Source organism: Leucobacter alluvii (assembly GCF_039530485.1).
Taxonomy (GTDB): Bacteria; Actinomycetota; Actinomycetes; order Actinomycetales; family Microbacteriaceae; genus Leucobacter; species Leucobacter alluvii.
In genome coordinates, this window is the sequence record NZ_BAAAOP010000001.1 from 169093 (window position 1) to 183289 (window position 14197).

Sequence of the window (14197 nt, forward strand, 5' to 3'; positions counted from 1 at the left end):
TTGGGCTCGCTGTGGCGGTGCTGGCCGGGATGGTGAGCTTCTCAGTTTGCGCCTGGGTGGGAGGCGCCGTGGATGCTGCGGGGATGACGCGGGAAGAGGCGGAGCGCTTGCCGTTGGAGCGGCAGTTCGACCTGCTCGGCGAGCGGTACGAGGTGATGCAGGGGTTGTTGACTGACGCGCAGCGCGTGGTGAGCCCGAACGTGTGGACGTGGACGAGTCACGGGTTCTATCCGGGTAGTGGTGATGGGCAGCGGTGGTCGATGCGTGGTGCGACGTCGAAGAACAGTTATTACCTGAGTATGTCGCGCACGATCAGGCTCCCCGGTGCAAGTGGGGCGGTTGAGGATGCTGAGTTGATGGCGGAGTACTTCGTGGCGCAGGGGTGGTCGACCACGCTGCGAAAGGAGGGTGCTAGACGATATCAAGTGGAGGCGATGACTGACGAAGGGTATTGGCTCGACTATTGGGTCGAACCGAACGGGCAATACTCAGTGGGGGTACACAGCAAGGTCTACTGGTGCAACCGGAGCGAGTTGTCATCGGCGGTGATCGATCGCATTCCCGAGGAGCGGTTCGATATCGAGGAGTCGCTTCCCGGTGAGTTCATCCCGTTCCCGAAGTGGAGTGATCCGGTTGTTCCGAAGGTCGGCTGATCGGACTGTGGAGAGTTATCGTCAGCATCGGCTGATTCTCCGGCAGAGGGTTCGTTTTGGGCTCGCTGTGGCGGTGCTGGCCGGGATGGTGAGCTTCTCAGGTTGCGCCTGGGTGGGAGGTGACGTGGATGCTGCGGGGATGACGCGGGAAGAGGCGGAGCGCTTGCCGTTGGAGCGGCAGTTCGACCTGCTAGGCGAGCGGTACCAGGCCATGCAGGAGCTGATGACGCACGCTCAGCGAATGGTGAGCCCAAACATTTGGACCTGGACGAGCCACGGATTCTATCCGGGTAGCGGCGATGCGCAGCGTTGGTCGATGCGTGGTGCGACCCCGAAGAACAGTTACTACCTCAGCATGTCGCGCACGATCAAGCTTCCGGGTGCGAGTGGGGCGGTTGAGGACGCTGAGTTGATGGTGGAGTACTTCGAGGCGCAGGGGTGGTCGACCACGCTGAGACAGGTGGATGCCAGACGGTATCGTGTGGATGCGATGACCGACGAGGGCTTCTGGTTCGAATACCAGGTGCGACCCCATGGGCAGTACTCGCTCGGGTTGCACAGCAAGGTGTTCTGGTGTGACAGGGACGCGTTGTCGTCGGCGGTGATCGATCGCATTCCCGAGGAGCGGTTCGATATCGAGGAGTCGCCTCCCGGTGAGTACATCCCGTTCCCGAAGTGGAGCGACCCGGTTGTTCCCAAGACCGGCTCATCCGAATGAGTTCGGTCGGCTTCGCATAGGGGATCCGGCGTCGTGCAGGGCGAGATCCGCAAGTCGTCACTGCACGAGCGCGGATCCACTGGACGAGCGCGGATCCACTGCACGACGACCAGGAGACTCGGATTCGGCATTCCAGGCGACTTGGAGCCGGCGCATCATTGGAGCGGAAGCAGGCGACCGGCGACTCCGTTGTCGGCGGTCTCGGGCCACCTTAGCCCGTCATCTCGGCTTTGGGAAGCGGTGGACGAGTGACGTCTGAGAAGATGAACGCATGAATCCGCACGACCCCTTGGCGCTCGAGCGCCAAGTCTGCTTCGCGCTCACCGTCGCCTCTCGTGGCATCGTCGCCGCCTACAAGCCGGTGCTCGATCCGATGGGCATCACGCATCCGCAGTATCTGGTGCTCCTCGCGCTCTGGGAGCACCGCACCCTCGATTTGCGCACGCTCGCCGAACTGCTGCATCAAGAGGCCTCCACCCTGTCGCCGCTGATCAAACGACTCGAGGCGCAGGGGCTCGCGCGACGTGAGCGGAGCTCGGCGGATGAACGGCGTCTCGAGATCACCCTCACGGAAGCTGGGGAGGCCCTGCGAGCGCGCGCCGAGCAGGTGCCGGTGCGCATGGCGGAGCGGCTCGGCATGACACCGACTGAGCTGGAGGAACTGCACCGATCGATGCTGCGGCTCATCGACGCGAGCCAGATCTCGCTCGATGCGGGAGGCGATCCGACTCCGGCCGCCTGAGCGCATCGCGCCTCGAGATGCTACCGTTGCCGGAGAACTGCGTACATTGCACGATATGGGGGCAGGATGCAGAAACGGAAGACGAGCACGATGAGGCGTGTGCTCGGAGTGCTCGCCGCATGCGCGATCGGCGCCGGAGTGCTCGTCGGAGGCCAGCTCACTGCGCCTCCCGCTCAGGCCCTCGATCTTCCCACCTGGGACGATGTGCAGGAGGCGAAGCAGAACCAGTCGTCTGCCGCGAAGAAGGTCAAGGAGATCGAGTCCCTCATCGCCGAGGGCGAGAAGGAACTCGACCGACTGCGCAACCTGCATGCGACGACGATCGACGAATTGCATGCGGCAGAAGATGCGCTCGCCGTCGCCTCTGAGAAGGCGGCGAACCTCGAGGTGCAGGCGGAAGCGAGCCGCAAGGAGGCCGACGAGGCCGCCGACCGCGCCGGGGCGCTCGTCGCTCAGATGTACCGATCGGGCGGAGTGGACCGCAGCGTCGAGATGTTCCTCGACTCCGACGGCAGCACGGCAGACGCGCTGCTCGACCGCATGGCGTCGATGTCGAAGGCGACCGAGCGGAACACGACGCTCTCGCAGGAGGCTCAACAGGCTGCGAACACGGCCGATACCCTCGGCCAGCAGGCGGAGGCGGCCACGCAGGAGCGCGAGCGGCTGCGCCAGGTGCAGCAGGAGAAGGAGCTGGCGGCTGCCGAAGCCGTCGCCGGGCAAGGCGAGAAGGTCAAGGCGCAGGAAGCTCAGCAGAAGACGCTGCAGACGCAGCTCGCGGCGCTGAAGGACACGACCACGAAGACCGTGGCCGGTTACGAGGAGCGGCTGCGCGTTGAAGAGGAGCAGCGGCGCGCGGAGGCAGAGCGTCTGCGTAAGGAAGCTGAAGCGGCGCAGAGGGCAGCCGAGGAGGCCGCTCAACGAGCGGCGGAAGAAGCCGCGAACAATCCCGGTGGTGGTGGTGGTGGTGGTGCTCCTGCCCCCGGCGGCGGAGGCGGTGGCGGTGGCGCCGCGCCGCCCCCCAGCGGCGGTGGCGGCGGATCGAACGGCTGGATGTATCCGACCGCCGGCTTCTACGTGTCGGAGGGCTTCCGGCCTCCGGGCCGACCCGATCACACGGGCATCGATCTCGCGACCGGGTGCGGCACGCCGATCTTCGCGGCCAAAGAAGGCACTGTGGCGATGACGTACTGGGACGGCGGCGGCGGCGGCAACATGGTGACCATCAATCACCCCAATGGATGGCAGACCCGGTACGCGCACATGATCGGATGGGCGGTCGTGGGGCAGGGCAGCTACGTGTCGGCCGGCCAGGTCGTCGGCTACGTCGGGAACACCGGCGCGAGCACCGGCTGCCACCTGCACTTCGAGATGCGACCCAACCAGGACAACGGCTGGTACGACTTCGTGGATCCTGCCTGGTACATCGCCTTCCCCTGATCGGGGTGACGCGCACGAGACGACGAGAGGGGCTCGGGATCGCTGTGATCCCGAGCCCCTCTCGTCGTGCGTCGGCGCGAGCGCGCCCGGAGGTCAGTGCCCTTCGGACGTGAGGCGATCCTGCGCCTCGACGATGAGCTGCTCGGCGTCTGCTGCGGAGCCCCACGCGTCGACCTTCACCCACTTGCCCGGCTCGAGGTCCTTGTAGTGCTCGAAGAAGTGCTCGATCTCCTTGCGGGTGTACTCCGGGATGTCGGAGACGTCCTGGATGTGCGCCCAGCGCGGATCCTTGTGCTGCACGGCGATGACCTTGTCGTCGCCCCCCGCCTCGTCGCTCATCTTGAGCACGCCGACGGGGCGCACCTTCACGCCGACGCCCGGGAACACCGGGAAGTCGAGCAGCACGAGCACGTCCAGCGGATCCCCGTCCTCGCCGAGGGTCTCCTCGAAGAACCCGTAGTCGGTGGGGTAGACGAACCCGGTGTAGAGCACGCGGTCGAGGTACACCCGACCGGTCTCGTGGTCGACCTCGTACTTGTTGCGGCTCCCCTTGGGGATCTCGATAACAGCGTCGAATGCTGCGGCCATGCGCGCTCCTCCGTGCTTTCTGTGAGCGGCCGCGAGCGGCCGAGTGTGCATATGCGGCTCCCAGGCTACCCGACCCCGCTCGCCGGGTACCGTTGAGGCATGCTGCAGACCGCGCTCCTCGCCACACGTCTCGCCGTCAGGGATGCGCTCCGGGCGGAGTTCGGGGGAGCGGGGTCGTCGAGCGCAGGCGTGCGGGGCCGGGTGCTCGTCGCAGTGTCGGGGGGTGCCGATTCGCTCGCACTCTCGGCCGCTGCGGCGTTCTCAGCGGTCCGCGAGGGCTACACGGTGGCCGCGGTCGTCGTCGATCACGGCCTGCAGGCCGGTTCTGCTGACGTTGCGGATCGTGCCGCCGAGCAGGTTCGCTCACTCGGGATCGACCCCGTGCTCGTGCGCCGCGCTGAGGTGTCGGCGTCGCGCTCACGACGATCCGGACCGGAGGCCTCTGCGCGTCATGCGCGCTACGCCGTGCTGGCGGAGTCCGCGCGGGAGGTCGGCGCCGTCGCGATCCTGACCGGTCACACTCGCGATGACCAGGCCGAGCAAGTGCTGCTCGGGATCGCCCGGGGCTCTGGGGCTCGGAGTCTCGCGGGCATCCCACCACGTCGCGGCCTCGGCGACGGCATCGTCGTGCTGCGCCCGTTCGTCCGGGCCGAGCATGGGATCACCCGTGCGGTCACGGCGGCGGCGTGCCGGGAGGCGCAGCTCGAAGCGTGGCAGGATCCGCAGAACTCCGACCGCGCCTACACGCGCGTGCGCGTGCGCGGCGCCGTGCTTCCCCTGCTCGAGCGCGAACTCGGGCCCGGCGTCGCCGCGGCTCTCGCGCGCACGGCTGACCTCGCGAGGGAAGATGCGGAGGCCTTCGACGCGATGGTCGAGGAGCAGATCGAGGAGATCGTCGAGCACGCGGAGGCCGGGATCGCGGTCTCCGCAGGAGCGCTCGCGGCGAACCCTGCGGCGCTGCGTCACCGGATCATCCGGAGGGTGGCCGAAGCGGAGTTCGGCAGCGAGCTCAGTCGGGAGCACACCCTCGCGATCGCCGCCCTCGTCACGCACTGGCGCGGTCAGGGGCCGATCGAGGCTCCCGGAATCACCGTCTCCCGCGTCGCCGGCCGCGTCGAGTTCACGAGGCGCGCGGGTTCGCCCCGCGGACCGGCCGCGAGCGCCCGTGTCGCAGACGGCGCCGCAGCAATGGAAGAATAGACGCATGGATGCGAAACATCTGGGCGATCAGCTCTCCGTCGTACTGCACACCGAAGCAGAGCTGCATCAGCGGCTCGCCGAACTCGCTCGTGAGATCGAGGCCGACTACGGCGACGAGCCGCCGCTGCTCGTCGGCGTGCTGAAAGGCGCCGTCATGGTGATGGCCGACCTCGCCCGCGAGCTCCGGTTCCACGCGCAGATGGACTGGATGGCGGTCTCGTCGTACGGCGCGAGCACGAAGTCGAGCGGCGTCGTGAAGATTCTGAAGGATCTCGACGCCGACATCACCGGGCGCGATGTGCTGATCGTCGAGGACATCATCGATTCGGGCCTCACGCTCTCCTGGCTCAAGGAGAACCTCGAGAGCCGCGGCGCCAAGTCGGTGCGCATCTGCACGATGCTGCGCAAGCCGGAAGCGCTCAAGGTGCAGGTCGACGTCGCCTACGTCGGCTTCGACATCCCGGTCGAGTTCGTCGTCGGGTACGGCCTCGACTACGCCGAGGACTACCGCAACCTCCGCGACGTCGCCGTGCTCGCTCCGCACGTCTACGGCGGCGAGTAACGTCCGCAGCACTGCAGCAGGCCCGGGGCGCCGAGTGCGCCGTGAGCGGACAAGCGCCCGCGGCTCAGACCGATGTCAGTGGCATTGGCTACGCTTACCGATGCTGGATCTCCCGGCACGCTCCTTCTGAAAGGTCCAGACTTGGCAGAGAATTCGACGAAGAGCACATCGAAGAGCCGTCGGCTCCTGCGCGGGCCGCTGCTCTATCTGATCCTCGCACCGATCATCGTGCTGCTCGGGTGGTCGCTGCTGTCGGGCGGAAGCACGCAGGAGGTGTCGACGGATCGCGGTCTCGAGATGCTCGCCGACGGCGACGCGAAGCACGCGGAGATCATCGACGGGGATCAGCGCGTCAATCTCGAACTCGAGAAGGCCGATAAGAAGACCGGATCGCAGGACGTCTACTTCTACTACGTCGCGCCCCGCGGTCTCGACATCGTCGAAGCCGTGAACGACGCGGATCTCAAGGACGGGTACACCGACCAGGTGCCGCAGCCCAGCCCGATCTGGTCGCTGCTGAGCTTCCTGCTCCCGCTGCTGCTCATCGGCCTGCTCATCTGGTGGATGCTCTCCTCCATGCAGGGCGGTGGCCGCGGGGTCATGCAGTTCGGCAAGTCGAAGGCGAAACTGGTCTCGAAGGAGACGCCGCAGGTCACGTTCGCCGATGTCGCCGGTGCCGATGAGGCCGTCGAGGAGCTGCACGAGATCAAGGACTTCCTGCAAGACGCCACCCGCTTCCAAGCCGTGGGGGCCCGCATCCCCAAGGGCGTGCTGCTCTACGGCCCTCCCGGGACCGGTAAGACGCTGCTCGCCAGGGCCGTCGCCGGCGAGGCAGGCGTGCCGTTCTACTCGATCTCGGGCTCCGACTTCGTCGAGATGTTCGTCGGCGTCGGCGCGAGCCGTGTGCGAGACCTCTTCAAGGAGGCGAAGGCGAACGCTCCCGCCATCATCTTCGTCGACGAGATCGACGCAGTCGGCCAGCGCCGCGGACAGGGCATGGGCGGCGGCCACGACGAGCGCGAGCAGACGCTCAACCAGCTGCTCGTCGAGATGGACGGCTTCGACCCGAAGACGAACGTCATCATGATCGCGGCGACGAACCGTCCCGACATGCTCGACCCCGCGCTGCTGCGCCCGGGCCGCTTCGACCGGCAGGTCGGTGTCGACGCTCCCGATATGCCCGGGCGACTCAAGATCCTGCAGGTGCACGCCAAGGGCAAACCGCTCTCGAAGAACGTCGATCTTGAGATCGTCGCCCGCAAGACGCCGGGCTTCTCGGGCGCCGACCTGGCCAACGTGCTGAACGAGGCGGCGCTGCTGACGGCGCGTTCGAACGCGCAGCTCATCGACAACCGCGCGCTCGACGAGGCCATCGATCGGTCGATCGCCGGGCCGCAGCGTCGCACGCGCCTCATGCGAGACCATGAGAAGCTCATCACCGCGTACCACGAGGGGGGCCACGCGCTCGTCGCGGCAGGCCTGAACCACACCGACCCGGTGACAAAGATCACGATCCTGCCCCGCGGCCGTGCACTGGGGTACACGATGGTCATCCCGCTCGAAGACAAGTACTCGGTCACGCGGAACGAGCTGCAGGATCAGCTCGCATACGCACTCGGCGGCCGGGTCGCCGAGGAGCTCGTCTTCCACGATCCGACCACCGGCGCCGGCAACGACATCGAGAAGGCGACGAGTACGGCGCGCAAGATGGTGACGGAGTACGGCATGTCTGCGACGGTCGGACCGGTGAAGCTCGGCCAGGGGCAGCCCGGCGCGTTCATGGGCGAGTTCGGGCAGAACCGCGACTACTCGGAGGGGGTCGCGATCACGATCGATGCCGAGGTGCGCGAGCTCATGGAGCAGGCGCACAACGAGGCCTACGAGGTGCTCGTGCAGAACCGCGACATCCTCGATGCGCTCGCTCGCGAACTCCTCGAGAAGGAGACGCTCGACCACATCCAGATCGCCGAGATCTTCCAGGGAGTGCAGAAGCTCGCTCCGCGCCCCACCTGGTTGTCGCACGACGATCGTCCCGTCTCCGATCGACCGCCGATCGAGGTACCCGCCGCCGTGCGCACCGACGACCGCGCGGTCGGCGATCCCGAGCCGGGCGCTGCGCCCGGCCCCGATTCTCCCGCTGATTCGCCCGTGATCGCCATCGACCCGGCACCGGGTCTGCTTCCCCCGCAGACGACCGGCGACCCGGGGCAGCCCCCGCGCAACCTCGGCGTCGGCGGGGACGATCGCGACAGCACGAAGTAATCACCATGGGTGACACGGTGGATCGGGAGCGGATCGCTTCGGCGGTGCGCGAGCTCATCGGGGCTATCGGGGAGAATCCCGACAGCCCCGAGCTCGCGAGCACTCCCTTCCGTGTGGCGGACGCGTACGCCGAGTTCTTCGCGGGTGTCGGCCGCGACCCGTCGGTGCTGCTCTCCGACTCCGTCCCGGTCGGCGAAGACACCGGGGAGCTCGTCGTCGTACGCGACATCACCCTGCGTTCGATGTGCGAGCATCACCTGCTCCCGTTCCGCGGGCGAGCGCACATCGCCTACCGGCCGAACGAGCGCGTCGTCGGGTTGAGCGCCATCCCTCGCGTCGTCGAGATGCTCGCAGCGCGACCGCAGATGCAGGAGCGGCTCGGCGAGCAGATCGCGCAGACCCTCCACGACGGATTGGACCCGCACGGCGTGCTCGTCGTGCTCGAGGCGAGCCACGGATGCGTGGCCGACCGGGGCGTGCGGCAGAGCGAATCGACGATCATCACCGTGGCGTCTCGCGGGTCGCTCGCAGACGCGGCCGAGCAAGCCGCGGTCTTCGCCCTGCTGGGCCGAGCGCCTCTCGCTGGAGCAGAGAGCGGCGAGGCGTGACCGGCTCCGTCTCACGGGCGCGGCCGCGGGCGCGCGAGCGGGCACGTCCGACGGTGATGGGCGTGCTCAACGTGACCCCCGACTCGTTCAGCGACGGCGGATCGTATGCTGCGCACGATCCGGCGATCGAACGCGGCCTCGAACTCGTGGCCCAGGGCGCCGACGTGGTCGACGTGGGCGGCGAGTCGACGCGTCCGGGAGCGACGCCGGTGAGCAGCTCGGAGGAGCAGGCGCGCGTCCTCCCCGTGATCCGCGCCCTCGCCGAGGCCGGTGCCACGGTCTCGGTCGATACGCTGCACGCCGACACGGCAGCCGCTGCGGTCGCAGCGGGCGCGCGCTGGATCAACGACGTCTCGGGCGGCCTGCACGACCCCGCGATGCTCGCCGTCGCCGCCGACGCCGGCCGTCATCGATCAGTCGGATTCATCATCGGCCACTGGCGCGGCATCCCCGACCCCGCGCACCTGCGCTCCGAGTACGGGGACGTCGTGAGCGAGGTGGCGGACGCCCTCGCGGAGCGGGTCCGTGCCGCGATCGCGGCGGGAGTGAGCCCCGAACATCTCGTGCTCGATCCCGGACTCGGCTTCGACAAGACCGGAGATCAGGGCTGGCAGCTGCTCGCCGCGCTGGGGGAGCTCAACGCCGTGGGGTTCCCCGTGCTCGTCGGAGCGTCGCGCAAGCGCATGCTGGGGGAGGCCATCGCGGAGCTCGCGACGCCCCGACGTGAACCCGGCGAGATCAACCGCTCCCACGAGCGGGATCTCGCAACAGCCGTGGTCAGCGCGCTGGCTGCCGACGCCGGGGCCTGGGGCGTGCGCGTGCACGACGTCGTCGGCACGCGCCAGGCGCTCGCCGTGCAGGCGGCCTGGAGCGGGGCTCGCCGGCGCACGGCGGAGCCGGAGCGCACGAGCGACACGCAAGAAGATCGGATCACCCTCACCGGCCTCGAAGTGTTCGCCCACCACGGGGTCTTCGACTTCGAGCGCGAGCAGGGCCAGCGCTTCATCATCGACGCCGACGTGCAGGTGAGCCTCGCCGGCGCTGCCGCCGACGATGCGCTCGCGCGGACCGTGCACTACGGGGAACTCGCGGACGCGATCGCCGCCGCCGTCGGCGGAGACCCGGTCGACCTGATCGAGACGGTCGCCGAGCGGGCCGCGACGGTCGCACTCGGGTTCGCCGGCGTGCGCCGCGCGCGCATCACCGTGCACAAACCGGATGCCCCGATCGCGCAGACCTTCTCAGACGTCTCGGTCACCATCGTGCGTCATGCTGCGGAGAGGGCCCCGCTGTGATCGCCCAGGTCGTTCCCGTGCTCTTCGCCTTCGGCGCGAACCTCGGGGATCGCGGAGAGACCATCCGCTCAGCGCAGCGCGCACTCGCCGCGACTCCGGGCATCGAGCGGTTCGAGGCCTCTGCGCTGCGCGAGACGATCGCGCTGACGGCGTCGGGGCCAGATCCCGATGCTCCCCGCTACGTCAACGGCGTCGCCACCGCACGGACGACACTCGACCCCCATGCGCTGCTCGATGCCATGCAGGCGATCGAGACGACGCACGGCCGCGTCCGCGACATCCGCTGGGGTGACCGGACGCTCGACATCGACCTCGTGCTGTTCGGCGGGCGCGTGATATCGGATGACCGGCTGCAGGTGCCCCATCCCCGCGCGCACGAGCGAGATTTCGTGCTCGCCCCCTGGCTCGATCTCGACCCCGACGCGGTGCTCATGGGCCACGGCCGCGTTGCGGACCTGCTCGCGCGGATCGGCGATACCACCGTGCCCCTGAGCCATGACGACCACGCGAATGCCGGCTCGAAGGTCGTGCCGGGCAGATCGGGAGGGCTCGATGCGCAAGGTTGAGCGCAGCAACCCGCTCGTCACGCTCGCGGTCGCCGCGATGGGCGCAGCCGTCGGACTGGTGGTGCAGTTCGCCCTGTCGAGCCGCGGGCACGCCCCGCTCTCCCCGCCGCTCTCGCTGCCCGCCTCCCTGGTGCTGGTCGCGGGGGTGCTGCTCGTCTTCGGCCTGCGCCTGCGTCGCCAGATCCGCAAGCAGCCCGGAGCGATCGATCCGTTCCACGCCGTCCGGCTGCTCGTGACGGCGCGAGCCGGGCAGATCGTGGGGGCGCTCTTCGGCGGGTTCGGGGCCGGGCTGCTGCTCTCGCTGACCGGTCGGAGCGTGGCCGCCACGGCTGCGACGTGGGTACCGATGATGCTCGTCGTCATCGCCGGTGCGGTGCTGCTCGGGTGCGCCGCGATCGTCGAGCACTGGTGCCGCGTGCCGCCGGGCGATGAGACGGACGAGGACGGCGGGCTCGATCCCGAGCGAGGACCGGCGGACCCGGCGGTGTACCGAGACCGCTGATCGGCCTGGGCCTAAGCTGGTGCCATGACTACGGGTGATGTTGAGGTAACGGAGTCCGCAGCCGGGTGGCAGACGGAGCGGGTCGACTGGAAGCGCGTCTCGCCGTCGTACGCGTGGGCGGATCTCGCGGTGAACCTGCTGTTCGTCATCGCGCTGGCCGCCGTCTTCGCGGTGATCTTCGTGTCGACCGGTGGCGACGCGCCGCTCTTCCTGCGCATCGGTCTCCCGGCGCTGATCCTGATCTTCCTGATCAACGCGATCTTCGCGTTCCGACGCGTGCGCGCGATCGGATACGTGCTGCGCGACGACGATCTGCTCTTCCGCCGCGGCATCATGTTCGAGCGCGTCATCGCCGTGCCGTACGGACGCCTGCAATTGGTCGACGTCACTCGCGGTCCGCTGCTGCGGGCACTCGGACTGGCGACGCTCAAGTTCGTCACCGCCTCGGCCGCGACCGGAGTCAATCTGCCCGGTCTGCGCCACGAAGACGCCGAGCAGCTGCGCGACCGTCTCGTTGAGCTCGCCGAGGCGCGGAGGTCGGGCCTGTGACCGTCGACCCCGAAGTCGACGCCCAACTGCCCGGCTCCTCCGACGCCGAGGGCTGGCGGCGCATGCATCCGCTGTCGCCGCTCCTTCGCGGCGGGCTCGCGCTGCTCGTGATCGCCGGCATCATCGTCGCGAACTTCCGAGATCACTTCGTGCAGTTCTTCTTCGCGAACAACCTCGATGACGGGGATGCGTCCGTCGATGTCTCCGGTGATCGCGACCTGGTCGACCTGTACGAGTTCCTGGTCGCCGAGGGGCTGCTGCTCGCCGTGCTCGGCGGCCTCCTGCTGATCCTCCTGCTGATCGTGCTGTTCTCCTGGCTGGCGTGGCGGTTCGCCACGTACCGCATCACGGAGGCCGCCGTGGAGGTGCGGAACGGGGTGCTGTTCCGCTCGCATCGACGCGCGCCGCTCGAGCGCATCCAGAGCGTGAACCTGCAGCGATCGCTCTTGGCCCGCGCGCTCGGCCTCACGAAGATCGAGGTCGTCACCGCGGGGCAGGGGGGCAAGGTCGAGCTGTCGTTCCTCGGCCATCGAGACGCGAAAACCGTGCGCGAGCAGATTCTGCAGGTGTCAGGATCGCGTCGACGCGGCGGTGCCGCAGGTCAGCGCGCCGTCGCCGACGTGTCAGCCCCGGCGCCCGTCGGATTGGACGGAACGGTCTATTCGACTGCGGGTGACGCGCTCACCGCCCGCGCGCATGACTTCGTCGACGCCGACATCGACCCGGAGGCGCTCGAAGCGCAGACGCTGGTGAAAGTGCCCGTCGGTCGGCTCGCGGCGAGTATCGCGCTCGGGTGGGAGGCGATCATCCTCGTGGTGCTCATCGCCGGCATCATCATCGGCGGCGCCGTGCTCGAAGCCTTCCTGATCTTCGGCGTCATCCCGCTGCTGATCGTGATGGCGAGCGTCATGTTCGGGCAGTTCAACAAGGGCTTCAATTTCACGCTCTCGCGCACGGACGACGCGGTGCGCACCGGTTCCGGCCTCACGTCGACCATCACCGAGTCGATCCCGTTCGGGCGCATCCACGCGGTGGAAGCGCGGCAGCCGCTGCTCTGGCGCCCGCTCGGTTGGTGGAAGGTGCGCATCACCACGGCGGGCCACTCCGTCGCGCAGGGCGGGCAGAACGCGACCCAGAACGTCGTGCTGCCCGTCGGGCGAGAGGCCGACGTGCTCCGGGTGATCGAGACACTGCTCCCCGGCACCGGGACGGAGGCCGACGAGATCGCGACCCTGCGCGACGGACTGATCGGCCCGGCCGACGGGTACGTGCGCGGGGGCCGACGCTCGGCAGCCGTGCTGCTCTGGGGTCGTCGTCGCGCCGGCCTCCGCATCGAAGACACCGGCGGTGACGACGCGACGCTGCGCATTCGGCGCGGCGTGCTGACGCGCTCGTTCGCGATCATGCCCATCCTCCGCGCGCAATCGATCCAGCTGCGACGGCCGCTCGTGCATCGCATGCTCGGCCTCGCATCGATCTCGGCGCACACGGTGCTCGGGCCCGTGCGCATGGAGATGCGCGGGCTCGAACTCGGCGCTGCTCGCCGACTCTTCGACGAGCTCGCAGCGCTCGTGCTCCGCGTGCAGGGCGCCGAAGCCCAGCGCATCCTCGAGGCGCGCGCTCCGCTGGCCGAGCCGATGCCCGCCGAGCCGGTGCTGGCGGAGCCGGTGCCCGCCCAGTCCGGGCTGCCGGAGCCCGTATCGCCGGAGCCGGTATCGCCGGAGCCCGTATCGCCCGAGCCGGCATCGCCCGAGCCGCTCCGCGCCCCGCGCCACGGCCACGGGCTCACGAGTGGACGGGCGCACGAGGCGTGAGCGCGGGTGCAGCCGCGTCCAGGCTCGGCATCGGCGTCGTCGGCGCCGGCCGCGTCGGGCCCGTACTCGCCCGGGCGCTCGCAGGAGCCGGGCACGCGATCGTCGGCATCACGGCGCTCGGAGTCGACGGGCGGGAGCGCGCGGAGGCGATGCTGCCCGGAGTGCCGGTGCTCGACGTCGCCGAGGTCGTACGGCGCTCAGAACTCGTGCTGTTCGCCGTTCCGGGCAGCGAACTTCCCGACCTGGTCACCGGGCTCGCCGCGACTGGCGCCTGGCAGCCCGGGCAGCTCGCGATCCACACCGCGCCCGAGCACGGGTACGGCGTGTTCGCCCCGGCGCTCGCCGCCGGGGTGATTCCACTCGCCCTCCACCCGGCGATGGTGTTCACGGGGACCAGTCTCGACCTCACGCGACTCGCCGAGGCGACGGTGGCCGTCACCGCCCCTGCGCCGGTGCTGCCCATCGGGCAGGCGCTCGCCGTCGAGATGGGCGCCGAGCCCGTCATCGTCGCCGAGGAGGATCGCGCGGCCTACGCCGAAGCCGTCGGCGCCGCCCGCGAGTTCTCGCGTGCCGTCGTGCGGCAGGGCATCGATGCGTTGCGGGAGATCGGAATCGAGCGTCCCGATCACGTGGTGGCCGGGATCGTGCGCGCCGCGGTCGCGGAGGAGCTGATCGCGGGGGAGCCCGATCCCGAAATGTAG

Annotated in this window: 15 protein-coding genes; 14 read left to right on the forward strand and 1 reads right to left on the reverse strand. The window is 69.0% G+C overall.

Annotated features, from left to right (window positions below; genetic code table 11):
* Nucleotides 1-11: 11 nt before the first annotated feature.
* The 4 genes from ABFX18_RS00775 to ABFX18_RS00790 all read left to right on the forward strand — a co-directional run bounded on the left by ABFX18_RS00775 (nucleotide 12) and on the right by ABFX18_RS00790 (nucleotide 3550).
* Nucleotides 12-653 carry a hypothetical protein gene (locus tag ABFX18_RS00775; protein ID WP_346057053.1) on the forward strand — a complete coding sequence of 214 codons (642 nt, stop codon included), beginning with the start codon at nucleotides 12-14 and terminating at the stop codon, nucleotides 651-653.
* A 67-nt stretch (nucleotides 654-720) separates the two neighbouring features.
* A complete protein-coding gene (locus ABFX18_RS00780) occupies nucleotides 721-1371 on the forward strand; it encodes a hypothetical protein (RefSeq protein WP_346057054.1) in 651 nt (216 codons plus the stop codon).
* A gap of 271 nt (nucleotides 1372-1642) precedes the next feature.
* Nucleotides 1643-2113: a MarR family winged helix-turn-helix transcriptional regulator gene (locus tag ABFX18_RS00785; protein WP_346057055.1), complete on the forward strand. Its 471-nt coding sequence runs from the start codon at nucleotides 1643-1645 to the stop codon at nucleotides 2111-2113.
* 90 nt (nucleotides 2114-2203) lie between these two features.
* Nucleotides 2204-3550 carry a peptidoglycan DD-metalloendopeptidase family protein gene (locus tag ABFX18_RS00790; RefSeq protein WP_346057056.1) on the forward strand — a complete coding sequence of 449 codons (1347 nt, stop codon included), beginning with the start codon at nucleotides 2204-2206 and terminating at the stop codon, nucleotides 3548-3550.
* Nucleotides 3551-3643: 93 nt separating this feature from the next.
* Here ABFX18_RS00790 and ppa read toward each other — a convergent pair whose 3' ends face one another.
* Nucleotides 3644-4138: an inorganic diphosphatase gene (gene ppa, locus ABFX18_RS00795; protein ID WP_346057057.1), complete on the reverse strand. Its 495-nt coding sequence runs from the start codon at nucleotides 4136-4138 to the stop codon at nucleotides 3644-3646.
* Nucleotides 4139-4237: 99 nt separating this feature from the next.
* On the opposite strand from ppa, the gene tilS reads away from it, so the two are divergent.
* The 10 genes from tilS (at nucleotide 4238) to ABFX18_RS00845 (ending at nucleotide 14197) form a co-directional block, all read left to right on the forward strand.
* A complete protein-coding gene (gene tilS, locus ABFX18_RS00800) occupies nucleotides 4238-5338 on the forward strand; it encodes a tRNA lysidine(34) synthetase TilS (protein ID WP_346057058.1) in 1101 nt (366 codons plus the stop codon).
* A gap of 4 nt (nucleotides 5339-5342) precedes the next feature.
* A complete protein-coding gene (gene hpt, locus ABFX18_RS00805; RefSeq protein ID WP_090151013.1) occupies nucleotides 5343-5900 on the forward strand; it encodes a hypoxanthine phosphoribosyltransferase in 558 nt (185 codons plus the stop codon).
* A gap of 141 nt (nucleotides 5901-6041) precedes the next feature.
* Nucleotides 6042-8162 (forward strand): ATP-dependent zinc metalloprotease FtsH, encoded by a 2121-nt coding sequence (gene ftsH, locus ABFX18_RS00810; RefSeq protein WP_090151010.1) that lies wholly within the window; start codon nucleotides 6042-6044, stop codon nucleotides 8160-8162.
* A gap of 5 nt (nucleotides 8163-8167) precedes the next feature.
* Nucleotides 8168-8770 carry a GTP cyclohydrolase I FolE gene (gene folE, locus ABFX18_RS00815; protein ID WP_090151007.1) on the forward strand — a complete coding sequence of 201 codons (603 nt, stop codon included), beginning with the start codon at nucleotides 8168-8170 and terminating at the stop codon, nucleotides 8768-8770.
* Nucleotides 8767-10065: a dihydropteroate synthase gene (gene folP / locus ABFX18_RS00820; RefSeq protein WP_346057059.1), complete on the forward strand. Its 1299-nt coding sequence runs from the start codon at nucleotides 8767-8769 to the stop codon at nucleotides 10063-10065. Before folE ends, folP begins: the two co-directional genes overlap by 4 nt.
* On the forward strand, nucleotides 10062-10631 hold the full coding sequence (gene folK, locus ABFX18_RS00825) for a 2-amino-4-hydroxy-6-hydroxymethyldihydropteridine diphosphokinase (protein WP_211648867.1): 570 nt from the start codon (nucleotides 10062-10064) through the stop codon (nucleotides 10629-10631). The genes folP and folK overlap by 4 nt, the downstream gene beginning before the upstream one ends.
* The gene (locus ABFX18_RS00830; RefSeq protein ID WP_090151001.1) at nucleotides 10618-11133 is read left to right on the forward strand and encodes a DUF3180 family protein; all 516 of its coding nucleotides are present in this window, start codon (nucleotides 10618-10620) and stop codon (nucleotides 11131-11133) included. The genes folK and ABFX18_RS00830 overlap by 14 nt, the downstream gene beginning before the upstream one ends.
* Nucleotides 11134-11157: 24 nt before the next feature.
* Nucleotides 11158-11682 (forward strand): PH domain-containing protein, encoded by a 525-nt coding sequence (locus tag ABFX18_RS00835; RefSeq protein ID WP_200331336.1) that lies wholly within the window; start codon nucleotides 11158-11160, stop codon nucleotides 11680-11682.
* Nucleotides 11679-13496, forward strand: coding sequence for a PH domain-containing protein (locus ABFX18_RS00840; RefSeq protein ID WP_346057060.1), 1818 nt, complete (start codon nucleotides 11679-11681; stop codon nucleotides 13494-13496). Before ABFX18_RS00835 ends, ABFX18_RS00840 begins: the two co-directional genes overlap by 4 nt.
* Complete coding sequence (locus tag ABFX18_RS00845; protein WP_346057061.1) at nucleotides 13493-14197, forward strand: DUF2520 domain-containing protein; 705 nt, start codon at nucleotides 13493-13495, stop codon at nucleotides 14195-14197. The genes ABFX18_RS00840 and ABFX18_RS00845 overlap by 4 nt, the downstream gene beginning before the upstream one ends.